The organism is Citrobacter sp. R-1.5.2 (assembly GCF_035064245.1).
In the GTDB taxonomy this organism is placed as follows: domain Bacteria; phylum Pseudomonadota; class Gammaproteobacteria; order Enterobacterales; family Enterobacteriaceae; genus Citrobacter.
Genome location: NZ_JASEYC010000091.1, coordinates 1 through 587, shown reverse-complemented (window position 1 = coordinate 587; position 587 = coordinate 1). Strand labels below are relative to the sequence as shown.

At 52.3% G+C, this 587-nt stretch carries 1 protein-coding gene; it reads right to left on the bottom strand.

Features of this window, described 5'->3' with window-relative positions:
- Nucleotides 1-587 (bottom strand): HAD-IC family P-type ATPase (locus QMN38_RS26730; protein ID WP_323606420.1); only part of this gene is annotated, 587 nt, incomplete at both ends.

Below are 587 nucleotides of genomic sequence, written 5' to 3'. Positions count from 1 at the left end.
ATCACTGCTTTTTTGCCATCCGGCAGAATCCCGGCTTCAACCTCATCTATTCCCAGTTTCCGTGCGACTGCTTCAGCAGTAAGCTGGTTATCCCCGGTGAGCATAACAATGCGGATCCCCGCCTGACGCAAAGCTTTAAGCGCATCCGGCGTGGTTGCTTTCACGGGATCCGAGATAGCTATCAGGCCTGCAAGGTTCCCGTCTGTGGCCACATAGATAACGGTAGCGCCTTCCATCCGCAACGTATCCGCAACGGCCTTTTGATTATCAATAACGATACTGTTTTCCTGCATAGCCAGTTCATTACCAATAACAACCCGTTGACCTTCGACATCGCCTGAGACACCTTTCCCCGACGGGGCATTGAAATTACTGACGGCAGGTATCACGATCCCCTTTTCCTGCGCGGCTCTGACAACAGCCATACCCAACGGATGCTGCGAACCTTTTTCCACTGCAGCTGTTACACGTAAAAGAGATATTTCCCCACCCGGACTGAGACTGATAATCCCTGTCACCGTAGGCGAACCTTCCGTGAGCGTGCCTGTTTTGTCGACAACCAGCGTGTCCACTTTTTCAAGACGCTC